Here is a 25,726-nt window from a genome sequence, read left to right as displayed (position 1 = left end):
ACAACTCTACGGATAGTAGGGCAACCACAAGGGTTGCCCCTACGTTTTCTTCAACCAATCTGCCAGGGCGTAAATGGTGGAGAGATGCCTGCGGCGGGATTCGACGCGATCATTGCTGTTGCCTTCGATCGTGATGAGGTATTTGCCCTGCACGGATTTCACCAAGCCGACATGGTTGATGCGTTTTGCGGATATGCCGTATATGCCAAAGACATCTGCAGATTGGATAGGATTTTCGTAGGGGCGCCCCTCGTGGGTGCCCTTGCGATATGTCTTTTCCTTTGGAAATAATGCAGGACTCCAGGGGTTGCGGGGCCGGGACAGCCCTGCCTGTCCGTAGCACCACGATACGAAGGCGGCACACCATTGGTGACCTTTGCCCAAACCTGTGTAGGCAAGGTATTCCTCTACCCTTTTGCCGTCGTTGTTTCCCGTGGCCTCGTGTACGCCGATTTCGGCAGTAGCGATCTGGAGGATAGTCCACCTACGCCCATCGCCTTGGGCGAGACAGGCCAAAGGGGGAACATCTTTTTCACGGTAGATATTGGGATCCGCAGGGGTAGACCTGTTGCGTTTCGACAGGCTCAACGTGACAGGTCTAAAAATGCTCAGCCTAACAATGCCCGAGTTGACATCCTGAGCCTGTCGAAAGTTGTCATCCTGAGCCTGTCGAAGGATAGACACATCTGCCCCTACAGCATAATTTTTAACATATACAGCGCTGCATACAGCAATAAAAAGAATACCGAAAAATAGATTATACATTGTTGCCATGATGTCAATTGATTAAAATGGTGAAAGAACTGTTTGCGAAAGTATTTGAACGGACGCCAGAGTATCTCCTGCAGCCATAGGCTAACGAAAACGGCGACCAGTCCGGCCAATAGTCCGAACAGCAGCACCGACAGCATACCGATGTCCAGCACGCCTGCTGCGGGGTCAAGGATCTGCAAGAGCGTACCCGAGAAGAGGAACAGCCCCAACAGGAAGGTAAGCGTAAGACCTATTTTATGCGCTGTGGTTATTTCCTTGGTGATATCCTGGATAGACCGAGGGAGTTGTAATTGTTGTGTGTTCATTTTGTTAGTATTGGGTATTGAGATTTGCGTATTGTGATATTAGATGTGAGATATTAGATTTCTTTCTATCTATCCTTCTTGTTAAGCGATGCATCATGTAACAGATTCGTCTTTGTGTTACAGGCGCTCTTTGAATAAGAGGCACGATTTAATCGTGCCTCTACGCTTAGGCTATTCTGTGTACAGGATTAATTGAGAAGAATTTCACCCAGGTAATAGCTCATGGAGGTTTTCACTCCATTCCGATGCCCTGCGAACACCCATCCGACTAGATGGTCACCCGCATAGGCTGCCGGCAGGTTAATTATCAAGCTTCCATCTTTTCTTTCTCCCGACTCCAAGATGCTGAAAAACGATTTGTTTGTATTGTACGTGAGCAGAATCACGGTATCGTCCGAGAAAGCATTGAATCTATTGGTACTGGTATCCCAGGTTAGGGATATTTCCTGCGGAGCGCTTTGTTCCCATTGTACAGCCAACAGGTTGGACAACCCTCCTTTTGCTATCTGGACAGCCGCATAGTTCAGTTCATAATCCGGATAGTCGCCTACAATCGCATGATTAATCGCATGCTGAACAGCCTTATTGTAGCCTGTTGCCCGTCCCTCCAGTTTGTCGGAATAACCAAGATTCAGCAGATCCTTGATCGGGGATAAAAAAGCGATAGCCAATCTAAATCTTGCACGCTGTGCCACTTGAAGATCAGAGGCCGATTTGTTACTTGGACGAGAAAGTGAACGTACATAGTCCACACTGCGCCATCTACTTCCGATTACACTGCCTACCTTCCCGGAGTAGGCACCATTGATTCCTTTTAAAAATCTTGCCATTTTCTTTTTTACTTTACTTGTTAAACCATTGTCGTCGTGCGCGCTACGAACTCTCTTTTTTTTGATATCGAGAGCTAAACTATCGCTATTGAGGCGGTTCAACAATTAAAGGGACAATACGGGATAAAGTGGGATAAGATGGGATATTGTTCGAATAATTTTCGGGGAATGGGTCTGCATTTCTTCGGATATGCTCCCGACCTTCTCCCTATCATGTTCGACTCGGGTTCGACAACTCTTCGGGAACGCTTCGACAATCCTTCGAGTCGTAGTCGAAGGATTGTCGAAGCGCAGTCGAAGAAAACCCGAAGCTGTCCCGAAGCTGTCTCGAACATGTCCCGAAGCACAGCCGAACAATAGTCGAACAACTCTCGAACAACTCTCGAACAGAAGTCGAAGAAATCAAGGAGCCTGTTCCATGCCTCCCCTTTCCCGATATTTCCTCTTTTCTAAGAGCAGATAGATATCTTTCGCTTGATAATAATGCTTCCCGCCGAGAATAATGGGTTTTAGATAACCTCGTTCAATCCACCTGTAATACGTACTGTGCACAATGCCGAATAAGTGCTGCACTTCCTTTGCAGTCATCAGCGCATGCTGTTGCACAGGGGTGTCAGTCGGCACAAGAACTGCCGAAATCTGTTCTAATAAATCTTTCATGGTCGCTACTGTTTCAATTAACTGATTAATCTTACGTTTCATCATTTTTAACAGGGCATGACCATTCCAGTATCTATTCTGGAAAATTGATAGCTACATACAATTAAAAACAAAATTAAAATAGGTTTATGTCTGTGGCTTAGTTTGCCACGTTTTCATAGCTTCTTTAAAACTGGGGTAATATTCGTCCCCTATGTTGATTATCTCTTTGGATTTCTTCATGACGACCACCCTGCTGTTGAATGAGTCGATATAATCGAGATTGACCAAAAAGCTCTTATGTATGCGCATAAAAGGTGGCGCCTTCAGCACTTCACTCAATTCTTGCATGGTTATCCGCCCAGACAAGAAGTAACCATCGCCATAGAAATGCATCACCTTGTCCCTAATCTCGGCATATCCGAGCTTATCACAATCTACTAAGATATTGCCCTCTGCAGCTTTGACTGCCTTTACCGAAATGACGTTTTCTTCTTTCTTTAAAGCCGCCCGGCGTTCGTCACATTCCTGAATGGCCTTTTGAATAACCTTTTCAAAGTCAAGCCTTCCGATCGTCTTACGAATATAAGCCACCTGGTATAAAGCCGTATCATACACGTATTCCGTATAATTGGAGCATACGATCAATACCGGCACATGCTCCAAAGCTTGAAGAAACGCCACACCGTTAAGACGGGGCATCTGCATATCCAATATCAGTATATCAACGGTCCTTCTTTCCACTTCCTCCAACCCCAATACAGGATCCGACTCAACGATCTGTAGTTTCAGAAAAGGCAGATCTTCCACATATTTCTGTATCAGGAACATTTCCTCCAAGAAGTCATCTATTATCGCTACAGTATATGTCTTTTTGTTTTCCATGTGTGTTGATGTTGTTTAGTTCGGCTTTAAAATATCCTTGCCCTTCTTGTATAATCAGATCGAGTGGCAAGGAAGATCGCTTCAACCGCTGCTTAAGATTTTGTAGGCCATATCTCGAAGACTTTTGTTGCATCCGCTGTTGTGGGTCATAATAATTCTGACAGACAAACCGGAACCCTTGTCCACAGCATGACAAAGAAATCACCAAAGCATTCTCTTTCTGGAAATCCGTATACTTAATCGCATTTTCCATCAAAGTCAGCAAGGACATAGAGACAACCATTATCTGTCTGTCGGGATCCCCCTCCTGTATCAGTTTCACTTTTTTCTGACCATATTTCCACAGCAGAATATCCCATAAGTTTTTCACCTGTTCCCATTCCCTTAGAAGCATCACGTCGGGCATACCCACATCATCCAGATTCCAAACATACCGCATCACCTCCGTCAGCTTTATAATGGCGGTGTGGTTCTGCTTACCCGCCCCCATCAATGTCCGTCCAATACCAGTAATCATCACCGCCTGTACAAAATGTGGATTAATGTCGCGCAGGCCTAGCCTATAACTCATATCCTCCAGTTGTACCTTAGCCTCTTCCAATTCATTTTTCCACGTCTGCCTCTTGCTCCGTGTATAAGAAAGGATAACCGCCCCAAAGCTAAAAAGCACCAACGTGACAAGGCTTGATGTTATCTTTCCTAAAAAAGCCGGCCACCTAAACACAATGTGTTCCTTGTACAATACAACGCCCAACATGGGGTATAGCTTATAGATCAATAGGTAACATACGGGATATACACTGACGATGATTGTTATGAACAACAGAACAACTTTGTTCTTCTCCCAAGTACCATCATCCAAAAACATCCACAATACCTTATACAACAAACCGTAGTACAATATGAACGGACATAGAACCGCCCCCACCTTCGGCAAAGTCAGCAAAATGCCGTAGGTAAGGTAATTGCCTACCAACAATACACCTACTACAAGAAAAACCACAAAAAGAGGTCTATATCGTACGCTAGTCTTCCACATTGGCCAATTATGGAATGATTATTTAGGCCTAAATTTACATAATTTCAAGGTATGTTGTCAAGGTATCTGCCTTTCTATCCTAAAGGACCGATAGCTGCTTTTATCAAAAAGGTATGTCTCGTTCCCAACTTCCAAACAAACCAATTGTGCACCAGCTTCTACTTCTGCCGGTTGGCTTTCTTCTTTAAACATACCGTTGGTATGCAGAGAAGCCCAACAAGCCCAGTGAAACAGTCTCTGTTCCAAACGGGTGGCCAATCTATCATAGATTTCTTGCATACAGCGTTGGATAAAGATTTCTCCCTTTTCCTCAGCATGGATTTCAATGGGGCTTTGTATGTCGATGACCAATTCCTCTTTTCGCATATCGTCCAACAGGACGTATACAGGAATCTGCAAGAGATAGGATAAAAATGCAATTCCTGATTTTACCCAGAGCTTTCCATTCATAAAAGATACAGGGAGCATCTTCGCCCTATGATCGCCACTTCCTAGATTACCATCCGCAAAGATGAGAATATGTCGGTTTTCCAGAATACTTTTCTTGAGCTGAAAAATAACCCCATTTTCTTCCGCAAATAGAAAATTCACGGACTTCCCCTGCCTCTGAAAGTATGCTTGATGGCGTTGCAATACTGCAGCAAAGCGTTTGTACACATCCCGGCTCAGGAGAATGTCGAAATCCAGGCCATAACGGGCCAGCGCAACAGGTAATATTTCATGGTTTCCCAAGTGAAAAACAGTCAAAATACCCGCTTTTTTCAGGTCACCAGAAGTCTTTATGTTCACCTTCGTCTCCCATTTATCCGCCACGGTATGGAATGCCTTAAACTGTTTGTACAGTTCTTCATGTTTATCCCAGCCGATATGGGGAGCGAATCGGTGAATATTGGCGCTAAAAAACGTAAAATTTAAATGTTCATTTTTCATATGCTTATTCCAGAAAATTTTAAGATCCCCGGCACGGAGCCGGGGATCGTCATGTAGCTAAAATGTCCAGATATCACATTTGTCAACAGGCTCCTGCTTGTCATCATCGCCGCCATAAAACAGCGCTACAAATTCACACAAGGAGATAGCCTCCAACGAAATGCTTACATCCTGAACAAGTTCTTCCAATGATACTGTATTGGCCATTATTGTTTAGTTTATACTGTTTAATCTGTATCCAAACATCGCAGGGTTGGATTTCCCAGACTCCGTCGACAGAGGTTATTGAATCAATAGCCCGAAGATGGAAAAGTAAAAAGACAGAAAACAACAAAAGGTGCAACTAGGGCTACTTTGGCCTAAAGAGGGCAGGTTCACGCCATCAACTGCCCTGTTCACGCTCGTTTCTCCCTGTTTGCGCTTTTATTTTGCTGTTTATTAAGTGATGCAGATATTGACCATAAAAGCCAATAAGCCCTTCGGAAATGGTAAGGATGTTTCAATATTTTGGACGCTATGGTATCTTAAGCGAAGATGCGCAGGACTTCCTGAGGAACCGAGGCAGGGTCATGGTCTATAATCGCCAAGACACCTATCTGCATGCAGATGAAGTCAAAAATAATTGGTGCTTTATCCTCGAGGGCGTAGTCGGAATGGAACATCATGACGCATCGAGCAATATCCAGATTGAGCAGGTGCTTGCCGAAAACGATTATTTCAACGGCAGCAAGCATCCTTTCAGCGCAAGTGCGGAACAGACCCACATCAGGTTCTACAAGCAAAGCGCGATCTACGAACTTCCACACATACATTTTAGAAAGGCTATCGAGGAATTCACAGAGCTACAACACCTCTACCATATCCTGAAACAACAGCAACTCAATAGGCTTCGGCATTTCTTACGGCTGGCCAAGATTTCGCGGGAAGAGCGATTGGCTTATTTCCATACACACTTTCCAAACCTAGCGACCCGACTCACCGTCAGACAGATCAGCAGCCTTCTAGGGTACAGCACGACCCGTCAGTATTACCATGCTTTGGCCTATTATCTTCGTCATTCATAGTTTTCAAAACTTTTTTAAAATGTACGCTATAGCGTACGTTTTGGAAATTATTAGCCACGAACTTTGAGGTGTAAAGTTTAAGATCAAGATGATAGTTACTACTCAAAATAAAATGAATTATACGAGCATTGAGCTCATCAGGCTATTATTAATTATGCTATGGGTTTATGCTGCTTTTGTGAAGTTAGGGAATATGGAAGCAAACTTTGATGCCATGCAGAAGCAGATTTTTAGCAAACCCGTTGCCAACATACTTGCCTACACTGTACCCATATCGGAACTCTTGGCTGTAGTATTCCTATTGATTCGAATTAGAACAGGTTTCTTACTCTCCATCACCCTTTTAAGTGCTTTTAGTTTATATATCGGGTTGATTTTACTACACGTCTTTGGAGACATTCCCTGTTCATGTGGAGGCATCTTTCAGGGTATGGGACACAAGACCCATCTTTTTTTTAATATAAGCATGTTACTGATAGCCATATTAGGATTAATCATATATGATAGAATAAAGGGGAAAGCCGAAAACCTAGAAAAGAGTAGGCATTAAAATCTTATTTCATAAAAATTAAAGAATCATGAAAAAACAATTCAATTTATGGCGAGTAATGGCTGCAGCAGCCGTTATGCTCTCCGCCGGAGTAGGTTATGTCGGAGCGACAAGTACTCAAGTTGCAACGCATTATAATACTACCCCAACAGATGCCGAGGACCAAACACCAAATTGGGAAACAATTGTTCCCGGAGGGGCTGGAAGTGCAACTTGCACCCCAAATCCCAACAGACCATGTAAGGCCATCTTAGATTCAAATAACGAATTTCAAGAAGTTCAACGAGGTAATTATCCTGGTTTGTAAAAAAGGGGAGCATTGTAAATGCTCCCTTTTTTTTATTTTTGGGTTATTACGAGCCGTAAATGTTCTGCTTTTTTTCTCACAATTTGCAGTCCATAAGGTAAGAGCGATTTGTTTAACACCGCTAGATTTTTCAGATCCCCACATAACTTGATGTCAAATCTGCCAGTAAAGCCTGTTTGATCGACGACAGGCAACATACTATTTTGAAACACCAATGATTCTAATGCCGTACGAAATCCATCCATTGGACAATTTTCTATAACAATACAATCTTCTTCGAAAGTATACTTTGTCTTATCTGAAGTGTTGACAGAAGTAAAATGTAGTAAATTTTCGTTAAGTCTTTCAATCACTAAACAGGTGTCATTTGCAGGAATTAAACTTGCTTCAAATTGCGGAAATGCGACTTTAATATCTTGTTGTATTTTTTCGAAAATAGTGCCTTCTGGATCATCTTTCCAAACAACTTCATAGCACAGCGATGTGTTTTCTATTATCGGCATCGCTACTAGGCCAGAAACATCAAAAATTTTCACCAAACTATCCGTAGACAATACATCTATTGCGCCAAAATTGATAAAAGTTTTCATTCGTCCATAAGCTATTCTATACAAGCTCAACAGATTCAAATTGGTCACAGTAATCCGTCTGTTCCCAGTAGAATCACGAATAGATGAATAACCTCCGTTATAGCCTAATTCAGGTACAAACCGCGTTAAAAAAGAATAGTTTGTCATAAGATGTGAAGATGTCCCTCGACCGTTAAAAAACTCCAGTAGCGACGTTTTATATCTGTCATAGTCTGCCTTCCGGATATCCACTTTTTCTTGCAGGCTGATTGTCCTGCCCCTTAGTGCTTCTAGGATGTTGTTTTTTTCAACTTTCTCTGTAATTCCCACAACTTTACCGTCTTTAATCCAGACATAATGGGGTATTATATTATGCGGAAATAATTGTTTTAAAGTAGTATCAGCAAATATTTTCGGCAACTTCGACACGAATTGCCCCCTAACTGCTCTTTTATCAAAAAAACCTCTAACGACCTCTTGACTTTGTGATGTGACCGTTATAATCTGCAACTGACCAGCAAACTCCTTCTGCAACGTGTCTAACTTCGGTAATTCGTGTACACACGATACACACCAAGTAGCCCAAAAATCCAATACTAATAATTTATCCTTGGTATAATCGGCTAGTATAACGCTTTCGAATGGTGCATCGTGAATACCGTTTATAATGATTTCCGAAACGTCATGCCCGATATTGATATTTCGCATTTCGGTTTGCGATACTCCGCTTAAACTACTCAGTAGTAGTAAAAAAAGGAACGATGTATTTTTTAAATTGATTTTTTCCATACTTGTTATCTGACATTTGGTTCAAGACCTGACATTTCCAGTTCATCTTTTGGTATCTCAAATTGATACCGGCTATCTTTCGCTGGCAGCATATATGTCTCTCCTAAATAGGTTCGATAAAGATCGATTTTAGTCGATTCCATCTGATTAAGACGCTTCAAATCCGTCCAACGGGTTCCTCTTCCAATCAGTTCTTTCTGACGTTCTTTAAGCACCAGTTGCAACGCCTTATCGGCTTGCAGATGTCCAATAGGTGTAAATTGATTGCTTTTATACCTGTTCTTCAATAGTGTGTTTAACACGTCAATACCTTCGTCCACCCTATCCAACCTCACCAAGCACTCAGCTTTTACTAGATAAAGCTCGTCAATGGACAAACCAGTAAACTGGTATTGTGCATTTCCAGAATAGGTACCTATATAAAGTCCTTTATCATCAAAATAAGCAAGCTTACGTATATCTCCTTCTTCATAGGAAGATCGAATATCCTCGGCTACTTCTATTCCGACGATGCCCACAAATGGCATATTGGAACTGGCAAAAAAGATAATTTCAGGGTGGGTATTGTAAGTAAACCCTGAGAAGGGTAAACCTCCTGTCAAAGAAACTTGGTTATAATCTAACAATTGATTACTTATGTTTAGAGCTTTCTCTGCATTCACCAATGATGAACCGTAATCGTTTAAGTTCTGGTATACCCTAGCCTTCAAACTATAGACCGCCTGTCTGGAAGCTCTGGTTTTTATCTCCGCCTGTTCAGGAAGTAATTCCTCCGCCTTATCAAGATCATCTAGAATAAATTCGTAGACTTCCATTAATGAATTTCGTGTAGTAGTCTTTGGAAAACTGCTATCTTTAATAATGGGAATACCCAATTGAAAAGAAACCTCCATATCAAAACCTTCTGCAAAGTCCTGTAGTGCATGATAATGCGCCCATGCTCGATGGAATAAGGCTCTACCATACAGATTTTCCCAATTCAACTCATTACCCTTTCTTTTCTTTATATCATCAATGGTTTCTATGACTATGTTGGCATAAAAGATTTGCTGATAAGGTAAATCCCATGCCGAGGTATACAGTCCACTGGGGTCATAATCCTTTTTCCATAGATATAGATTTCTATCAAAATCATACATAGAGGATAACTTATCAGCGGTATAATATAAATCACCATCGGAAATCAACCGCCAGTAATCTATAAGGTTCATTACCGAACTTGAGTTGTCTAATAATGCTGTGACATCATTCAGCGTTTCGACTATAACCTGTTGCTTTTGTGGCTTTACCTCGAGGAATTCAGCAGAACAGGCTGACAAAATAACCAGAGGCAATAAATAGATAAATTGAATTTTCATGTGAATGCTTTTAAATTAGAACTATTTAATTAGAGCGTTGCATTTAACCCGATACTAAAGGTTTTGACTGGCAAATAGTTGACACTAGCGTAATCAGGGTCATATTCAGTTTTAGATTTTTTCCAGAGCAGTCCCAAATTATTGGCGTAACCGTATACCCGCAATCGCATATTGCGATCCGTACGGAGCTTTTCCAAAGGCAACTCATACTCTACTCGTATATCCTGCAAACGTATATGATCTGCCCGATGAATAAGTACAGAAGAATAGGTATAAACCTGTGCCCTTGGTGTATTTATAGTTTCTTGAAAAGATGGCACCTGTGTATGCTGTTCGTCACCCTGCTTTTGCCAACTTCTTTCAAAATCACCATGTGTTGATATCCCAGTTAGCAGATCATAATAGCTTGCCGTGGGTTTCTTAAAATAATAACCGCCCCTATAGCTGATATTAAAAGAAAGCATAAACCGCCTCCATTCCAACATATTACGAAATGAACCGTACCATGTCGGCCTAACCGATCCATGATAAATTAGACCGTCTACAGAAAGTGTTCTCATAATCGCAGTATAGTCTTTCGAGGGCTGCCCTTCTAAGTATCCAATTGGATCACCGTTCTCGGAGTCAAGGCCACCCCACGGCATGCTGTACAAAGCCCATAGTGGTCGTCCTTCAATCGGATAGGCCGTCAGACCGTCTGAATTGCTCATGAGATTTAACGCTGTAAACGATGGTCCGTTATAATCGGTCACTTTATCTCTTACTGTGTTAAAATGAAACTGATTGCTCCACCGGATAACTTTATCAATAGGTCGGGTATTGATCATGACTTCTACCCCTCTTGTATTTGTCGCGGAGAAATTGCCTGTCAAAAGCTTTATTCCGCTTGTACCCGGAGATGGCATCTGGCTGATGACATCACTTCCGTCTTTATTATAGAACTCGACAGATCCAAAAATTCTTGATTTAAGTAAAGAGAAATCAAGACCTACATTATAGGTCGTAATTTTCTCCCACCGCAAATCAGGATTCCGAGGCGTTGCAATGCTAGCCATAGGCAAACCTGTCAGGTAATCCTGCATATTATAATAGGCTGTTGTATAGGCAGTCATACTTCTGTTCACATTTCCACTTTTGCCATACGTTGCCCGTAGGTGAAGCCTGTCTATACCATTAACCTTAAGGAAACGTTCATTTGTTAAATTCCACCCCAGACCAACGGAATACAACGGTACACGTTTTTGATTTGTGTTCACGCCAAATAAATTACTCTCATCAAAACGCAGGCTTCCAGTTGCCGTATAACGCCTATCATAGGTATAGGCTATATTCCCAAAAACAGAACGGAATCGGTCTACAGTTCCTATTTCCCTATCCACATACGGAATAATGTTATACGTATTATAAGGATTGAAATAAGATGTAAATCTTCCTTTGTAATTTACAGATTGGCTTACTCCAACACGTTCATCGTAACCGTAAAGACGCGATTGTACGCCAACCATCTGCTGATCACGAATTTCATACCCCCCAAGTCCGTTAATCTCATGTACATCTTGTAGTCTATGGCTAAAATCGGCTTGTAGACGTAAGTTGTGTGCGTGGGTACTTCCATCATTTATATCCAATATGCTTCCCATTGGAATAGCGTAACTCAGGTTTCCGGTTAACGGATCTCGCTGTGTCAGCCTGTTTATCTCATTTCGGGTAAAATAGCTATCTAAGTTATTCAGCCCACGAGTTACCGTACTACCACTCCAATATTGGTATTGGGCGCTTAATGTCACAGCATCCAGTAATTTATATGTAATCCCTGCGTCTAGTCGAAGGTCTTTTCCAATAGTAGTGTTGTCGTTGTTGTCCCGATCGAGCAGAGGAATATAAGACCAATCCAATAAACCATCATTCGATACAGATTCCAGATAACTGACACGATAATCTTTGGTTACGGCCAAGGGGTTCCCATCTTCATCCACCAATCGAGCATAGGGAAATAATGGTGTAGAAGGTACTCCTCTATGGCTACTGTAAGTTAGGCTACCAAATCCGTTATTTTCAACTTTCCGTTGAGAGAATGCAGCTTGCGTAGAAAGCTGCAACTTGTCACCAAAGAAAACAATGCGATTGCCCAAGGTAGCACTGTACCGATCATTGTTGTTTCGTATAACTTCGGTACGGTTCTTATCGAACCCAATGGAAGCATAGTACTGATTATTGGAATTACCTCCTTCCATACGTAATGCATACTGTTGCATCAGAGGAGATTGGTATAAGAATTTTTCATAATCCGAACGGATATCATAGGTCTTTAAGAGCGCAATCTTTCCATCTATCTCTTCTGCACGTTCGGGATTATCTCTCTTTTCTATAAATAATTCCACGGCAGGATTAAGTGGGACTTTATTCAGCGAGTTTTCATACGTAGTATAAAAACCTTTTTCAAAAAGCATCTGCTCAATATCGATAAAGTCTGCACTTGATATCAACGGCTGATAATGTAGATCAGGTCGCTGTCCAAAAGTAGTATTCGCATTCAAAGTGACCTTTGGCTGTTGAGTTATATTATTTCTTTTTGTGGTAATGACAATCACACCATTGCCAGCACGCGCACCCCAGATACTTGCTGCTGCCGCGTCTTTAAGCACAGTTATACTTTCGACATCATTGGGATTAATATTGCTGATATCACCTTCATAAGGAAAATTGTCAACGATGATTAACGCTGATGCGTCCGATCGGATGGTGTTCTGCCCCCTAATACGCATTTGCGCAGCTGCTCCTTTACCGTTGTTGAATATCAAACCCGGTGTTACATCTGCCAGACGGTCAAGGACATTTGTCGATACCCTTCGATTAAACAGCTCATTATCCACCTGCACAAAACTCCCTGTCGCTCTTTCTTTTGGGATGGACTGGTAACCTGTATTGACAATCTCCACTTCTTCGATATAACTTTCATCGGCTTCAAGCTGAATGTCGAAGACGGTAAAACGCGTATCAAAAGCAATCTGCTGTGTCTTGTACCCAAGGTGCTTTACTTCAAAGCTTCCCTCCTGCTGTGATGTTGGGATTTGAAATCGGCCGTCTTTATCGGTTATGGCCTGTCGCTGATCGGTTCGAATGGATACACCCTGCAAAGGTTGCCCTTCGGCAGCCGAGCGTACCACTCCGGAGAGCGTACGACCCGACTGCGCCCAGGCGTCAGATAAACTAAACATTGAAACAAATATCAGCAGTAAGCCATATGCATTAAGCCATAAGCTTTTTAATCTTGTGGTTTGCTTAGTAGGATGGTTATGTTTGTCACTTTGTAAAAGGCACAGACCTCTCCCACCCTTGTAAAAATTCTTCATTTTTTCATGGATTTAATTGAACCTTAATGGAATGAAAGAGCTCGTTTCACTCGGTTTTTAAGGTTTTTAGGGTGTGACCTAAGTCTGTGCTTTTTACCTTTTTTCGGCTGTCAAAACATCTATGCTCCTAAGCTTTGCTTAGGTCACACAGTTAGTACAATTGTTGATTACTTATCGGAATGCTATTACTCTCTTTCATAACTTTTAAAACGGTTTTCTTTGAAGCATTTACCGATTTTAGGAATGTCCGCAAATGCAGACAAGCCCTACCGAGATTATTCGGGGGCTGAGATTTTGTTTTTTAGAATTTGTTTTTTATGGTTCATACTCGCTTATGATTAGCGAGTCTCTTGGAAGTAGCCATATTTGATACATGTGGGGCTACAAACCGTGGCTACAAAAGTTTCTGAGGCTTTACACGACACGGAATTACAGCAGCCCCACATCTATCTGATATGCAAAGATAGCATAAAAGCATAGACATGGGTGTTTAATCTGCTGCCTTGCGCCGTGACCTCAGAAATTGTAGCCGCAAGACTCTATAGTTTAAACACCAAAGAAGATCATTAATCCTCTATTAATAAAACAAATATACAAAAACCTAATTACAAAAAAAGAATTAAATGTCACTTTTTGTAATTCGAATACGCGTCAATTTTGATTAATGACTAGTATTGACAGAAAATTTATTACAGAAAACATCCTTAAACTACTCGATTATAGTGGAGTTGCGGATAGTGATTTTGCAAACCTCATTGAGAAATCATCAAGAACGATGGTTAGAATACGTAAGGGCGAGGCGTTATTTACTATTGAAAGTATTAACATTGCAACACAATTCTTCGATAAGACTTTAGATGAATTAAATACTATAAAAGTTGAATTCGAAGAAAACTATCGCAATAAACTCAAAGATATCCACAAATCCAACACATCTTTTTATGCTGTATTAGAAAAACGTCCAACTATAACTTATGCTATAAAATACTATTTATTAGAATACCACGAATTTCAAACATCAGGTATGATTGTAGACAAGATCAACGATTTCTTCAATTCCTTAGGGTGGGAGTATTCTAGCTCATACATATCTAGTTCAATGAGCAGGCATAAAAAACAAATATATGTTGCAGGCACTAAGATAGTTGATGGAAATAAAGTGAATGTATACAAGAAAAAATAAATAACCGAGTGTGTAGAATGTTGGGGACAACCTACAAAACGAGCTGAAAAAGCATCCAAAGGTTCAAGTTGAACCTCACTCTACTAAGGGAGGAACGCATTGGTATAAGAGGAAGTAACAAGGTATCACACTTTGTGATACCTTGAAATCAAAACCAATAGTTAATACAGGCAAATAATATGAAGACAATAATATCTATAGCTTTATTTTTCATTTCTCAAGCTTGTTTAAGCCAAACCATAACAGGAAAGGTCATCCGTGTGGCTGATGGTGGTAATACGAGAAGTGGATATGCACAACACTGACATTCGAAACTATTTTATGACATATTACCAATCGTAAAAAGTAGTTTTTACGTCAATATGACAGTTCTATCACAGACATTTCTCCATACACAAAAAAAACAAACCATTCTGTCATATTTTTACCTAAAAGGTATCCTTATTGATATGACTAGAATGGTTTAAAGTTTGAATACCCGAAGGAATATTCGAATTAGCGTCGCAAATATACACTTTTAGAAAATTCAAACAACAGGAAATGCAATCTCACCTGTTTTGTTGAGACGGATAATCATGTGTATATGGCTAATTGTTACATTATCAATTATGATCTAAACAACTCCAAGGATTACGAAAGCTTATACGAGGCTATAAAATCTTATGGAACATGGGCAAGAATTCTAAAATCGTGTTGGGCGGTGGTTACGACAAAACCTGCTAAACAAGTAAGAGATCATCTACTATCTGTTATGGATAGCGATGACGGCATCTTCGTTGTTAAGTCAGGAAAAGAAGCTGCTTGGCAAAACGTAGAATGCTCAAATGAATGGTTAAAGAATAATCTTTAACATCTTTCCCCTTCCCCTATTTAAGGGGAAGGGATAAACCAAGCATAAAGCTTTCTTTAGTATATCGTCTCTACAGATTGCTCTATTAAAAAAAAATATTTGACAACTTAGTGATTAATATAAATGACAACAATATTAAATAAAACTACCGAGGAAATAGTTCTACCTCAGGAAAAATTGGAATATCTACAAAGAGAACTAACAAATGTAAGGCACGAGCTTACCGATAACAAGTACATTCTAGAAGCTAGAAGAGTTTTACAGGCGGGCGGTTTAAGAAGTGCTATAGGATCTTACTGGAACGCCGTAAGTGATGATCTTAGACGAAAAGTGATACATAGAAGCCTTGATTTATTTAACAAGGAGATGAACAAAAATGTCAAAACATATGAAGACTTCCAAACCCATGTTACTGACAACGACCTCATCGAAGGAGCATATAAAATTGGGGCATTAAGTTGGGAAGCAAAGAAAATAATGCATCAAGCAAGGGAAACAAGAAATATTTACGATGGACATCCAGATAGTTCCGATCCTAGCTTATTTAAGGTTCTGAATATGATCGCTGACTGCAACCAGTACGTTCTTTCTCAAGAATATCCAATTCCTATTATCAATGTAAATGATTATCTCTTGAAAATGGATACTGACACTTATGATAAGCATGAGTTGGCAGTTGAACAAGCATTTATTGATTTACCTGAATTATATAAGGGAGAAATGTGCAATAAGCTATTCACTTATTATACAAGTGATACAATATCCACAAGGTTTAGAAGCAACATTGAATTCAGCTTTCCGATTTTATGGAAAGTCTCCCCTAGAGAAATAAGGCAGCAGATTGGACAAAGGTTTGATAAAACATATTTAGAAGGAGATGCTCCAAAAAATCAAAAATCAGTAGAATTACTTTCTCTAGTTGATGGTTTAAGATACACAAGTACAACAACACGACGCCTAATTTATGAGCCTAAAATTAAGTTTTTAGAAGACAATTTAGATGATTGGAACGAAGAAGCTAAGGTTGTTAAGATCCTTGAATCGTATGGTTCAGTTGTTCCTGAAGAATATATTGGCCGTCTCGTGTCAGCATTAACCTTAACTTTTGTCGGATATAAAGGAAACAGCTATCGTTTTAACAGAACAGCATTCTACTCAAATGCTGCTGCTCCTCGTATTTCTAGGATGTTTGAAAACTTTGATAACAAATCCGCTGAAGAATTTGTTGGTGTAATTAAAAAAAATAACACGTTAAAATCTAGGATATCTGGTACTGAACAATTAAGGAGACTGAGAACTTTGGGAGACATCTTGTTAAATAAGCCTGAAATAAAAGACGAAACCAAAAAATTCTTAGAACTGTTGGTTGATGAAACCAAAACAAAAGAACTGTATCAAGAAATAAGCAAAAGGTAAGAGTTTTGTCGGGGTTTCTGCTAAAAAAAAGGCACCCCGACAAATAAAAAATTCTTTCAAGAAACACTTATACTTTAAAAACATTAAAAAAACTAATATGACTTGGTATGGCAATAATCGACTTATATTCTAAACGGCAAAAAAGACTTCGTGGTGAGGTACTAGATATATTCACATATGATGTGTTACCTAATACATTAAAAGTACAAATCGTGCATATTATAAAGGATTGCTTCGGTTATAACGACCACGATTTCAGAGAAGATCTCCCTAGCGATATTTATCAGCACATTCGAGATATATTACGTAGAGAGTACGGTGTTTTTGAATTAAGAACAACAACCTCTTTATATGGGGGAGAAGCAAAAGATGAATTACTAGATTTTTTCTTAGAAACAGATGATGTAGAAAAAGCCTTAGACGTAATTGAACTGGCTTGCAAAGTTATTGAGAAAATTATATTACCAAAGCACCATGATTTTCGACATCTCTATCATAGTAAAATACATCCTGATCAGGCTATTCAAGATTTGAACATTAGATTTAAAGAGAACGGTATAGGATATTCGTACGAGTCCGGTCATATCATACGTATAGATTCGACATACACTCATTCTGAAATAACCAAACCTACCTTAAATTTACTAAACAGAGGCAAATTCAAAGGTGCAAATGAAGAATATCTAAAAGCACATGAACACTACAAAAATGGACGAAACAAAGAGTGTCTCACAGAATGCTTAAAAGCATTTGAAAGTACCCTAAAAATAATCTGCCAAGAAAAAGGATGGTCGTTCGCACCCAATATTACAGCAAAAGGACTAATACAAATATGTTTTGATAATGGACTGATACCAACATTCACACAAAATCAATTTACTTCACTCCGAAGTTTGCTAGAAAGCGGCATACCTACACTACGCAATAATCTTGGAGGACATGGACAGGGAAAGATTCCACAAAAGGTTGACGACGAGATGACACGTTATGCTCTCAATCTGACAGGAACTAATATAATATTTTTGGTAGAACAAAGCTGATTATAAATTCGATCATTAATTCTTTTCAAGCAGTTTCAGTTTATATCACTAATAATCAAAATTAACATGGCAAAACGTATATCCACAGCTAAACTTAGTCAAGCAATCAACAAATACAATCAGGCAGTAAGAAAATATAACTCTGCTGTTAAAAAATCTGTTAATGATTATAATCGTTTAGCTCAACAACATAATACGCAGGTAAAAAGAAATATTGAAAACTATAACCGTGCAGTAAGAAAATTCAATACAGACCAAAGAACTAGAAGACAAAAGTTGAATCACGCAATTTCCTCTTTTAATAGTATTAAGCACTCGTCAAATATTTCGACTAGCTATACCAATAGCGTTGAAAGATTAGAGAAAAGTTACGACAACCTTAACTACTACAATGAGTCCAATCAAAGGAACTCTAATATCTTTGTAGATTATCCACTCCAAGAAACCCAAAATAGCTTGGAGTTATATAATGCACTTAACAATCCACATCACGCTGAAATCACGCCTACAGAAAGTCTCCAAAACAGCTATATTCATGAAGAGCTTACTAATATTTCTTTTGATTTGGGAGACAGGTGGAAAGGTGCCTTGTTTTCCCTGAACCCATCTAACCCTGATGCCAGTCGCCACTTTTGTACAAGCGTAAGAGAAATTTTCACATTATTACTAGATATCAAAGCCCCTGATCAGATGGTGTTAAACCGATTCCCTGATTGTGAGCTATATAATAGCTCACCTACTAGGCGCACTAAAATAAAATATGTATTAACTGAGAACTCGATACATTCTGATGAATTAATCAGCTTTCTCGATGCTGATATAAATGAAATTCTATCACTTTTCCGCACACTGAATGATGGCACACATGGAAATTCAGGCAAATTCAATACTACACAGTTATCGCTACTAAAACAAAGAACAGAAGACGCCCTAGCTTACATGATTGAATTATAAACAGGTGTTCATGAAAGAAATATTAATGTTCGAGAAAAAGATAGCTGACACTGAACTCTTAGCTTTGGACGACTATATTACCGTATTTGCGGAAAACGAATACCTTAAGGAAGGAATAACCTACAGAGACACAATACAAAGCGTTTTTATTCCTAATGTATATAACAGTCACCATAACGACTATCAATGGATATCCAATATCGCTCATCTTACACCTGGATTTGTCAGATATTCTGAAAAACAAAAAGATAAATACTATAGCTGGGGAAATGAACGTGGTATAGTCCCACTTGTTTATCAAAGATTCTACAATAATATATACCCTACTCAGTACAAAGTGTTGGAAGAGTTTATTCTATTCTTTAATCTACATGAAGATAGTCGAAATGGACATTTCTATAGTGTAAATATGAACTCCGACCAAAATCTGGTCATTCAGTATGACAGCCAAACAACCACCTTCAGAGTTCGAACCCATGAATTAAGACAGTTCCTATCTGTAAAAAACTATGTATTAGCGGTGCAATACGATTTTTATAGAAGTACGGTGACCCCACTATCTAAATATGGGATTGATATCGAAAAAGAGTATAATATAAAAACTACAAATGGAAACTTCCTAATCAATTTTAATGATTATTCAATACCGTCAAAATCCTACGATAGTAGATTACTGGGAAAATGTTTTGTCTCTGGATATAAGGATTATAAACACAAAGATCAGTTCAGTATTTTCCTAGACAGGTGTGAAAGTGATTATTTATCCTTTATAACAGAAATTGACGAAAATGGACAAGAAATTTTAGAATCTTCCAATACCAAGAAATATGATCTTAATTACTATAAAGTAATTAGTTTTAACCGACTTGTATTACAACGGTACTATGAGCTTCCAAATCTGTATACCATTACTGATGGAACGATAATCAAAATGGGAAGTTGGCGCCTAAACATAGATAACAATAACCCTCACTTAGTTAAGGTATACCTCGGCGATTTAGGTTGTTTAGATAAATCTGAGCAGAGTCATTGGTTGGCACACAACGTAGCTTCATCCCAGGATTTAAGCGATGTACAATATAAACGAGATGTATTGGCAGTCCCATTTCTTGATCCAGAAATGCCTGATTTGCTTTTCAGAAAGTACTATGTAATATTTTCCGAAAAATTTAAGGAAGAATTTAAATTCTCACTATTTAAACCTTTACATGAATTGGATCAGGCCTATTTAGTTACGGTCAGGGTACCGTTGACTGAAAGTATACACGAGTTTGATAAAATAATCCTAAACCTAAGTAAGCTTTTATGTGATGCCATTGATATTAAATCAATCAATAATTTCGTTAAAAAGCATTACGAATATAAAATTGATGCTTTAGAAGAGTTTACTAGAACTCACTTATCAGATGAAAAGGAATTCGTTGCAATCTTGAGAACTATTCAGTCTATCCGCTCTAGAAGTGTCGCTCATAATAAAGATAAGGATTACGATAAGCTAATGCACAAACTGGGTTATGTAGATAAGACATATACTCATATTATTACAAATATTTTAGTAGGGGGAGCAGTAGTTTTAAAAAAATGGACGGAAATACTTAAAGCTTAACATTATCGTTTACTCTTAAAAATCTTAAAATACCAAACCAACGCCATAAGGGCAATGAAAACAAGACCAACACCTAAAAATGTTGCTTCTCTCTCATTAAAATTATTAAAAACATTCTTTAATACAGCAGGAAGATCAGCAAGTACCGAAACAATCCCCAATGCAGCAATAAAAAAGAGTAATGCATTAATCAAATTTGTTTCCTTTTCTTTTTTCTGAGATTCCATAAGTTCAATTTTTGATCGAACGGAATTTAATTCTGAATGTATTTGAAAAGCAGTTCTAATCTTTTCGTGCAAGAGGTTTGGCAGAAAATTGAAAGATATATACGAAATATCATAATTTCTTAGAAAAGAATACAATGTATGAGTAATCTCCTTTCTTTTGTTGGTCTCTATATCAGAATTTGTTTTGAAAAGATAGAATTTGGAATATAAATTAAAAAGGAAAATTTTGAAGTATGAACCTCGAATCGTACTAACAGTATTAGTTTTTTTCAAATATCCCTGCTTTCCAATTAAAATAAAAGAATCAAATAAAGCCAACGCCGACCAATTTTGGAAAACTGAAATTTGATTCGACAATATTGAATCGAAGTATTCTGAGGAAGGAGAATGAGATCCTACATTCTGTTTGGAAGTTAAGTATTCAGTGAAAGTTCCTAATTCATAAAGAGCCTCTTCTATTGTATATCTTGGTGCAAACTCGTCAATCTCTACGGCTATAAATGATTTTAGTTTTGAACCACTATAACCAAAAACATCTGAATTACTGTCAATGTTCATCTTAAATGCCGTATCAACATTATCTTCACATCTCAATATATTTAACTGAATAAACTCCCTTAAAGAATAACTTGTAGACCTCACCCTCACTTCTGATTCAAAATCACGAAGTATACGTAACATTCGAATATCTTCAGCAAAAGATATATTCTCGGGTAATTTGACACTAAAGCTATATATCCCCAAGCCAATCGTATCATCAAAGAAAGACAGTTTTATATCCTCAAGTATTACTTGTTTATTTTCGGTTCCACTTATATCAACAACATCGAATGTGTAAGTTGAAGATGACTCTATTTCTAAGTAATCATTCGGAGAGTCATTTAAGATAAATTTCCCAAAGACTGGGTAGTATTGACTTTTAATTATATCAACTAGGTCAGTATTGAATTTTGCTTTTTTATAGTATGTTCGTTTTTGAATCAATGATTTTTCCCATACACTATAACTAAACAATCCCGAAAAAATCACAATCTGATTGTTTATCTTCATGTCTCTCGATAATGTCGATTTATAACTACCTATTATTGACTTTAACCATCCCATCTTGTTACATTAAATCAATCCTATAAATTATCTTAAATTTCTTAAACTAAAGCTTTGATATCAGTGTACAAATCACACAAGTGATAAAAAGACATATCCACTAAAGGTTCATACATAAATGCATTGATATGTATGTTTTCTGGGGTCATTAAGTTAACACGATCCAATACTCCTAAGTTTGAGCTATCGGGATATTTGCCCCGATATTTATTATACAAATAGTTTGTTGGATTAGGGTGATCTTTTTCCTTAGCCTCAGGCAGCTTACTTAGTAAATATCTTTCTGCCTCAATTCTTATAGCTATAGCTAAAACAATCTTATTATATAGGTCAACCTCGCTAGGATTTTCCTCTGCTAAGATACTATCAGCGGTAGTACCTATCAAATCAACAATATTCTCCTCTGCAAAACTAATAGTCTTATCTGTCACTCCAGTGAGACGTCCTTGAAAAACACTAAATACATCTAAAGCCTTAATAGTTTTAGAGGCCTCCTTTAGATGTAGAGAGTTTGTTAACAGCTTATAGTCATCACATTTTCTTGAATCTGAAAACTCGATAATGTTACGTACAAAAGCAATACAACTAACAAACGCCTTGGGTTGATCAATCTCCTTGACAAAATCTTCAAACACATTCTTGGTATTGAATCCTTCCGATAAATAGATATCTTTATTACTATTCTTAGTTGCTATATAATATGAACAGTGAGGTTGATACAAATATAGCCTAGCAATAATAGTACGATAAAAATCAAAATTATGTGTCAAAAGAATCATTTTGAATTTGTCTGATTCCCTAAGATCTCTTATGTACTCGATTATTGCGTATTTGTTTTTATAGTCAAAAGAATCAGCTACATCATCAAATATTAAAAGATTTTTAATACCACTATTTTTTCTTGACTCAATTTCAAAAAGAAACTGAAGGATAAAATACGCACGCCGTTCACCTCTACTCAACACGTCTAGTAAATCTTGCCTTCCTTTCAGAACTGGGGGTTCTACTCCATCGAAGTAATGGAACTCTAAATTTGCTGTTTGTTGCTTTAATATTACATCTTCTTGGTTAGTTAATCCAACTTTAAATGGCACATAGAAACGACTATTAAATGTGGTGATAATTTGCTTCCACAATTCAACTTCTCTCTTTGCTTCTTCTATAATTTGTTCTAACTCTGCCTTTTTTGACAGATAAAATCCAACCAATAGTTCCGTGTCTGATTTAAGTTCAGACAAAAAACTAACCCACACTTTCTTTTTAAAAGCATCATAATTTTTCAACTCAACTAGCAGCAAATTATCTCGTTCAATAGCTCTTTTGAAAGCTCTCAACTCTACATTTGAAGCAATGGCCTTATCAACTTTCTCAAAAGAGGCTTTCAGTTTAACATCATTAACAATCTTATCTATTTCAGTTTTAACAACATCTTTTAAGGCTTGAGAATCAGTTATCTCCGTTCCATCTTCCAAAACAAACTTATGACCAGCCTCAAAAAAGGAGTTATCCTCGATCGATTTTAATAATTCACTCGCTTGATATGTTCCAAAAGATTTTCCATCTGTCTCCTTAAAGAATTTGGAATTAGTTATCAATACCTTATAGTCCGACATATACTGATCTAACACAGCTTCATTTTTGTCCAAGAATTTTTTAACATTTTCTTTCTTATCAAAAATATCGTTGTATTTAAATTCGTATTTATCGCACTTATCTAATAAAGACTTGGATGCAGTTACAATAACGTCAAAAAAAGAATCTCTAATGCTCTCCGAAAATGCTCCCATAATCTCTCCCTCACAATCAGTACTCTGGGATACAATTTTTAATTTCTTAATAAATTCAGTTTTTTGGTATTCGAGATCTTTATATATAGAATCATAACGTTCTTTCAAATCCTTACTCGCAATAAAAGAGCTCAACTTACTTGAAGCATCAAAAGTTTCATTTTCTGCATTAATGACTAATATATTTCCAGGTAAAATTGGTTCTCCATCAACTAAAACATCATACCTAGATTGTCTATCTACATAAACTCTATCCCGAGGCATATTTTTTGGTTCATTTTTAGCAATTAAATCGAGCGTTTTCGCAAATGACGTTTTCATCGTGCCATTAGGTGCATAAATTAAAAATGTATTTGACTGCTTCGCTTCAAAATCAAAATCATGTTTAAATTTTCCGATTCCAAAGCAATACTCAAGATCTATTGAAAGTGTATTCATAATTTATCTAATAATTTTTTATATTAAATTTTGTCAGTAATAAAAATTAAATATCTAATTGTATATCTCGGCTAATAATAACCCAATTGGTTAATCGAGTTAGATTACAAGGGTTAAGATAGTAAAATATTTTCATTTAAGAAATAACATAGGTCAAGCGCTTATTTACTGTGCAGTGTAAAGTTTGGACAAATATTTTAAACAGAGATACGGGAATCCGTAATATTTATCTGTAGGGAGAATCTCGTAAGTAGAATTTATTTTTACTCTATGTTAATTATGGAGAACTCTCCATAACTAAAAATCAAGCTGGTCTGCCCCCATCTCTCAGGTTTTCCTTCGGATAGCTCCTTCCGGTCGGTTAGCTTAGCGTAATTTGGGAGAAAAGATAAAGCAAGTTTATTTAACTTGCAATATAGCTCCAACGGCTTATGTTTGAAAGTACGGAGTGAAGCAGCAACAAACTCCCTTCCTATCCTTAGTGTTCAGCGTAGAGTACGTCTGGGGCGTAGGCTTAATCTTGCCAATATCAAAGCTAAGCAATTGATTCTTTAAGAATAATAGTCATAACTAATATTTTTAGTTTTTAAAAAATATTAGTTATATTTGGAGTAAAGATTACAGGTTTAAAGAATCGATTATAAACTGATTGAGTTATGAGCAAGAGTAAGAAAATAGAGATCGGAGGTAAAGAAATTAGCATCATTTCGCAAAAGCAAGATGACTACATTTCACTTACTGATATGGCTAAAAGCCAAATGCAGGAAGCCATTATCATAAAATGGCTCACACTCAAAAGCACTATAGAATATATTGGCGAATGGGAAGCTTTGTACAATCCTAATTTTAATTATACCGAATTCGGTACAATTAAAAATTCTGCGGGGAGCAATAATTTCGTTTTGTCAGTAAAAAATTGGATTGAAGCAACCAACGCGATTGGAATTACAGCCAAGGCAGGAAGATATGGAGGAACTTATGCACACAAAGACATTGCATTTCATTTTGGAATGTGGATTAGCCCGAAATTCCAGCTACTGCTAGTCAAAGAATACCAACGTCTCAAAGAGGATGAAAATGATCGCTTAAAATTAGACTGGAACCTACAGCGCACCTTGGCAAAAGTCAATTATCATATACACACCGATGCCATCAAAGAAAATCTGATACCTAAAGAGATCACCAAACAACAAGCGGGACTGGTCTATGCTACAGAAGCAGACTTGCTGAACGTCGCTCTATTTGGCCTCACAGCAAAAGAATGGCGCGATGCAAATACCGACAAGAAAGGTAATGTACGGGATCACGCTACTTTGGAACAGCTGGTGGTGCTGAGCAATCTGGAAAGTATCAATGCGCTTCTTATACAGCAGGGGTTGTCGCAGAGTGACCGGCTTATCCAGCTGAACGGGGTAGCGATTACGCAGATGAGGTCGCTGTTGGAGAATAAAACGGTGAAGAAGTTGAAGAAGTAAAAGTATCCATCTAATAGTACCACGTGTTCTCGGCATAGCCATGAGCAAACAATAAAGCTGGGCGGGGTTTGGTATGGTGGGGATTTGCTACCACACCTATCTCAATCAGCATTAACGATTATAGAACCAGTATCTATACCTACCACTAACTATGGTATATTAGCCTATATACAATAGTGGGTACCCCCTCCTATCCTTAGTGTTCAGCGTAGCGGTCACTAAGGATGTCATAATAAATAATAACAGGTAGTCTG

At 38.2% G+C, this 25,726-nt stretch carries 25 protein-coding genes; 12 read left to right on the top strand and 13 right to left on the bottom strand.

What is annotated here, in order from left to right; all coding sequences use genetic code 11:
• Positions 1 to 39: 39 nt before the first annotated feature.
• The 3 genes from BM375_RS09860 to BM375_RS09855 form a co-directional block, all read right to left on the bottom strand.
• Positions 40 to 774 carry a CHAP domain-containing protein gene (locus BM375_RS09860; RefSeq protein ID WP_244525869.1) on the bottom strand — a complete coding sequence of 245 codons (735 nt, stop codon included), beginning with the start codon at positions 772 to 774 and terminating at the stop codon, positions 40 to 42.
• Complete coding sequence (locus BM375_RS17015) at positions 693 to 1,079, bottom strand: hypothetical protein (RefSeq protein ID WP_139227553.1); 387 nt, start codon at positions 1,077 to 1,079, stop codon at positions 693 to 695. Before BM375_RS17015 ends, BM375_RS09860 begins: the two co-directional genes overlap by 82 nt.
• 188 nt (positions 1,080 to 1,267) lie before the next feature.
• The gene (locus BM375_RS09855; protein WP_139227551.1) at positions 1,268 to 1,909 is read right to left on the bottom strand and encodes a DUF6266 family protein; all 642 of its coding nucleotides are present in this window, start codon (positions 1,907 to 1,909) and stop codon (positions 1,268 to 1,270) included.
• Positions 1,910 to 2,047: 138 nt separating this feature from the next.
• Here BM375_RS09855 and BM375_RS17340 point away from each other — a divergent pair, with 138 nt between their 5' ends.
• Positions 2,048 to 2,269 carry a hypothetical protein gene (locus BM375_RS17340; protein WP_139227549.1) on the top strand — a complete coding sequence of 74 codons (222 nt, stop codon included), beginning with the start codon at positions 2,048 to 2,050 and terminating at the stop codon, positions 2,267 to 2,269.
• 42 nt (positions 2,270 to 2,311) lie between these two features.
• Here the strand turns inward: BM375_RS17340 and BM375_RS09850 are convergent, their stop codons facing one another.
• The 5 genes from BM375_RS09850 to BM375_RS17185 all read right to left on the bottom strand — a co-directional run bounded on the left by BM375_RS09850 (position 2,312) and on the right by BM375_RS17185 (position 5,609).
• On the bottom strand, positions 2,312 to 2,614 hold the full coding sequence (locus BM375_RS09850; RefSeq protein ID WP_093365679.1) for a helix-turn-helix domain-containing protein: 303 nt from the start codon (positions 2,612 to 2,614) through the stop codon (positions 2,312 to 2,314).
• 81 nt (positions 2,615 to 2,695) lie between these two features.
• The gene (locus BM375_RS09845) at positions 2,696 to 3,433 is read right to left on the bottom strand and encodes a LytR/AlgR family response regulator transcription factor (RefSeq protein ID WP_093365677.1); all 738 of its coding nucleotides are present in this window, start codon (positions 3,431 to 3,433) and stop codon (positions 2,696 to 2,698) included.
• Complete coding sequence (locus BM375_RS09840; RefSeq protein WP_139227547.1) at positions 3,393 to 4,472, bottom strand: LytS family sensor histidine kinase; 1,080 nt, start codon at positions 4,470 to 4,472, stop codon at positions 3,393 to 3,395. Before BM375_RS09840 ends, BM375_RS09845 begins: the two co-directional genes overlap by 41 nt.
• A gap of 57 nt (positions 4,473 to 4,529) precedes the next feature.
• Positions 4,530 to 5,402, bottom strand: coding sequence for a lysophospholipid acyltransferase family protein (locus BM375_RS09835; RefSeq protein WP_093365674.1), 873 nt, complete (start codon positions 5,400 to 5,402; stop codon positions 4,530 to 4,532).
• Positions 5,403 to 5,459: 57 nt separating this feature from the next.
• Complete coding sequence (locus BM375_RS17185) at positions 5,460 to 5,609, bottom strand: hypothetical protein (RefSeq protein ID WP_170852633.1); 150 nt, start codon at positions 5,607 to 5,609, stop codon at positions 5,460 to 5,462.
• A 278-nt stretch (positions 5,610 to 5,887) separates the two neighbouring features.
• Between BM375_RS17185 and BM375_RS09830 the strand changes: the two genes are divergently transcribed.
• From BM375_RS09830 to BM375_RS09820, 3 genes are all read left to right on the top strand, one after another.
• A complete protein-coding gene (locus BM375_RS09830) occupies positions 5,888 to 6,466 on the top strand; it encodes a Crp/Fnr family transcriptional regulator (RefSeq protein WP_139227545.1) in 579 nt (192 codons plus the stop codon).
• 112 nt (positions 6,467 to 6,578) lie between these two features.
• Entirely contained in the window at positions 6,579 to 7,016 is a 438-nt protein-coding gene (locus BM375_RS09825; protein WP_139227543.1) for a MauE/DoxX family redox-associated membrane protein, read from the top strand.
• A gap of 28 nt (positions 7,017 to 7,044) precedes the next feature.
• Positions 7,045 to 7,323, top strand: coding sequence for a hypothetical protein (locus BM375_RS09820; RefSeq protein ID WP_093365670.1), 279 nt, complete (start codon positions 7,045 to 7,047; stop codon positions 7,321 to 7,323).
• A 32-nt stretch (positions 7,324 to 7,355) separates the two neighbouring features.
• On the opposite strand, the gene BM375_RS09815 is transcribed toward BM375_RS09820, so the two are convergent.
• The 3 genes from BM375_RS09815 to BM375_RS09805 are packed head-to-tail and all read right to left on the bottom strand — an operon-like array spanning position 7,356 to position 13,392.
• Complete coding sequence (locus BM375_RS09815; protein WP_093365669.1) at positions 7,356 to 8,681, bottom strand: TlpA family protein disulfide reductase; 1,326 nt, start codon at positions 8,679 to 8,681, stop codon at positions 7,356 to 7,358.
• Between the two features lie 5 nt (positions 8,682 to 8,686).
• Positions 8,687 to 10,039, bottom strand: a complete 1,353-nt coding sequence (locus BM375_RS09810; RefSeq protein WP_093365667.1) for a RagB/SusD family nutrient uptake outer membrane protein — start codon at positions 10,037 to 10,039, stop codon at positions 8,687 to 8,689.
• Positions 10,040 to 10,068: 29 nt separating this feature from the next.
• Positions 10,069 to 13,392: a SusC/RagA family TonB-linked outer membrane protein gene (locus BM375_RS09805; RefSeq protein WP_093365665.1), complete on the bottom strand. Its 3,324-nt coding sequence runs from the start codon at positions 13,390 to 13,392 to the stop codon at positions 10,069 to 10,071.
• A gap of 664 nt (positions 13,393 to 14,056) precedes the next feature.
• Between BM375_RS09805 and BM375_RS09800 the strand changes: the two genes are divergently transcribed.
• From BM375_RS09800 to BM375_RS09775, 7 genes are all read left to right on the top strand, one after another.
• The gene (locus BM375_RS09800; RefSeq protein ID WP_093365663.1) at positions 14,057 to 14,575 is read left to right on the top strand and encodes a hypothetical protein; all 519 of its coding nucleotides are present in this window, start codon (positions 14,057 to 14,059) and stop codon (positions 14,573 to 14,575) included.
• A 179-nt stretch (positions 14,576 to 14,754) separates the two neighbouring features.
• Positions 14,755 to 14,880, top strand: coding sequence for a hypothetical protein (locus tag BM375_RS17590; protein ID WP_262987262.1), 126 nt, complete (start codon positions 14,755 to 14,757; stop codon positions 14,878 to 14,880).
• A gap of 278 nt (positions 14,881 to 15,158) precedes the next feature.
• Positions 15,159 to 15,425 (top strand): hypothetical protein, encoded by a 267-nt coding sequence (locus BM375_RS09795; RefSeq protein WP_093365662.1) that lies wholly within the window; start codon positions 15,159 to 15,161, stop codon positions 15,423 to 15,425.
• A gap of 123 nt (positions 15,426 to 15,548) precedes the next feature.
• Positions 15,549 to 16,841 carry a hypothetical protein gene (locus BM375_RS09790; RefSeq protein ID WP_093365660.1) on the top strand — a complete coding sequence of 431 codons (1,293 nt, stop codon included), beginning with the start codon at positions 15,549 to 15,551 and terminating at the stop codon, positions 16,839 to 16,841.
• Between the two features lie 107 nt (positions 16,842 to 16,948).
• Positions 16,949 to 17,881, top strand: a complete 933-nt coding sequence (locus BM375_RS09785) for an STM4504/CBY_0614 family protein (RefSeq protein WP_093365658.1) — start codon at positions 16,949 to 16,951, stop codon at positions 17,879 to 17,881.
• A gap of 66 nt (positions 17,882 to 17,947) precedes the next feature.
• On the top strand, positions 17,948 to 18,835 hold the full coding sequence (locus BM375_RS09780; protein WP_093365657.1) for a pPIWI-associating nuclease domain-containing protein: 888 nt from the start codon (positions 17,948 to 17,950) through the stop codon (positions 18,833 to 18,835).
• 10 nt (positions 18,836 to 18,845) lie between these two features.
• A complete protein-coding gene (locus tag BM375_RS09775; protein WP_093365655.1) occupies positions 18,846 to 20,441 on the top strand; it encodes a hypothetical protein in 1,596 nt (531 codons plus the stop codon).
• A gap of 2 nt (positions 20,442 to 20,443) precedes the next feature.
• Here the strand turns inward: BM375_RS09775 and BM375_RS09770 are convergent, their stop codons facing one another.
• On the bottom strand, positions 20,444 to 21,772 hold the full coding sequence (locus BM375_RS09770) for a hypothetical protein (protein WP_093365653.1): 1,329 nt from the start codon (positions 21,770 to 21,772) through the stop codon (positions 20,444 to 20,446).
• A gap of 41 nt (positions 21,773 to 21,813) precedes the next feature.
• Entirely contained in the window at positions 21,814 to 23,997 is a 2,184-nt protein-coding gene (locus tag BM375_RS09765; RefSeq protein ID WP_093365651.1) for an ATP-binding protein, read from the bottom strand.
• A gap of 656 nt (positions 23,998 to 24,653) precedes the next feature.
• Between BM375_RS09765 and BM375_RS09760 the strand changes: the two genes are divergently transcribed.
• Entirely contained in the window at positions 24,654 to 25,472 is an 819-nt protein-coding gene (locus BM375_RS09760) for a KilA-N domain-containing protein (RefSeq protein ID WP_093365648.1), read from the top strand.
• Positions 25,473 to 25,726 lie beyond the last annotated feature (254 nt).

This window comes from Sphingobacterium wenxiniae (assembly GCF_900116225.1).
GTDB lineage: Bacteria > Bacteroidota > Bacteroidia > Sphingobacteriales > Sphingobacteriaceae > Sphingobacterium > Sphingobacterium wenxiniae.
The sequence above is the reverse complement of the archived record's forward strand: the minus strand, read 5'-3'. Positions and strand labels throughout refer to the sequence as shown.

Coding starts and splice junctions, on each gene's coding strand:
- BM375_RS09830 (WP_139227545.1), top strand. CDS start 5,888: ATGGTAAGGATGTTTCAATATTTTGGACGCTATGGTATCTTAAGCGAA.
- BM375_RS09800 (WP_093365663.1), top strand. CDS start 14,057: ATGACTAGTATTGACAGAAAATTTATTACAGAAAACATCCTTAAACTA.
- BM375_RS17590 (WP_262987262.1), top strand. CDS start 14,755: ATGAAGACAATAATATCTATAGCTTTATTTTTCATTTCTCAAGCTTGT.
- BM375_RS09855 (WP_139227551.1), bottom strand. CDS start 1,909: ATGGCAAGATTTTTAAAAGGAATCAATGGTGCCTACTCCGGGAAGGTA.
- BM375_RS09775 (WP_093365655.1), top strand. CDS start 18,846: ATGAAAGAAATATTAATGTTCGAGAAAAAGATAGCTGACACTGAACTC.
- BM375_RS09770 (WP_093365653.1), bottom strand. CDS start 21,772: ATGGGATGGTTAAAGTCAATAATAGGTAGTTATAAATCGACATTATCG.
- BM375_RS17015 (WP_139227553.1), bottom strand. CDS start 1,079: ATGAACACACAACAATTACAACTCCCTCGGTCTATCCAGGATATCACC.
- BM375_RS17185 (WP_170852633.1), bottom strand. CDS start 5,609: ATGGCCAATACAGTATCATTGGAAGAACTTGTTCAGGATGTAAGCATT.
- BM375_RS09790 (WP_093365660.1), top strand. CDS start 15,549: ATGACAACAATATTAAATAAAACTACCGAGGAAATAGTTCTACCTCAG.
- BM375_RS09805 (WP_093365665.1), bottom strand. CDS start 13,392: ATGAAGAATTTTTACAAGGGTGGGAGAGGTCTGTGCCTTTTACAAAGT.
- BM375_RS09795 (WP_093365662.1), top strand. CDS start 15,159: ATGGCTAATTGTTACATTATCAATTATGATCTAAACAACTCCAAGGAT.
- BM375_RS09810 (WP_093365667.1), bottom strand. CDS start 10,039: ATGAAAATTCAATTTATCTATTTATTGCCTCTGGTTATTTTGTCAGCC.
- BM375_RS09860 (WP_244525869.1), bottom strand. CDS start 774: ATGGCAACAATGTATAATCTATTTTTCGGTATTCTTTTTATTGCTGTA.
- BM375_RS17340 (WP_139227549.1), top strand. CDS start 2,048: ATGGGATATTGTTCGAATAATTTTCGGGGAATGGGTCTGCATTTCTTC.
- BM375_RS09825 (WP_139227543.1), top strand. CDS start 6,579: ATGAATTATACGAGCATTGAGCTCATCAGGCTATTATTAATTATGCTA.
- BM375_RS09785 (WP_093365658.1), top strand. CDS start 16,949: ATGGCAATAATCGACTTATATTCTAAACGGCAAAAAAGACTTCGTGGT.
- BM375_RS09780 (WP_093365657.1), top strand. CDS start 17,948: ATGGCAAAACGTATATCCACAGCTAAACTTAGTCAAGCAATCAACAAA.
- BM375_RS09815 (WP_093365669.1), bottom strand. CDS start 8,681: ATGGAAAAAATCAATTTAAAAAATACATCGTTCCTTTTTTTACTACTA.
- BM375_RS09760 (WP_093365648.1), top strand. CDS start 24,654: ATGAGCAAGAGTAAGAAAATAGAGATCGGAGGTAAAGAAATTAGCATC.
- BM375_RS09845 (WP_093365677.1), bottom strand. CDS start 3,433: ATGGAAAACAAAAAGACATATACTGTAGCGATAATAGATGACTTCTTG.
- BM375_RS09835 (WP_093365674.1), bottom strand. CDS start 5,402: ATGAAAAATGAACATTTAAATTTTACGTTTTTTAGCGCCAATATTCAC.
- BM375_RS09765 (WP_093365651.1), bottom strand. CDS start 23,997: ATGAATACACTTTCAATAGATCTTGAGTATTGCTTTGGAATCGGAAAA.
- BM375_RS09820 (WP_093365670.1), top strand. CDS start 7,045: ATGAAAAAACAATTCAATTTATGGCGAGTAATGGCTGCAGCAGCCGTT.
- BM375_RS09840 (WP_139227547.1), bottom strand. CDS start 4,472: ATGTGGAAGACTAGCGTACGATATAGACCTCTTTTTGTGGTTTTTCTT.
- BM375_RS09850 (WP_093365679.1), bottom strand. CDS start 2,614: ATGATGAAACGTAAGATTAATCAGTTAATTGAAACAGTAGCGACCATG.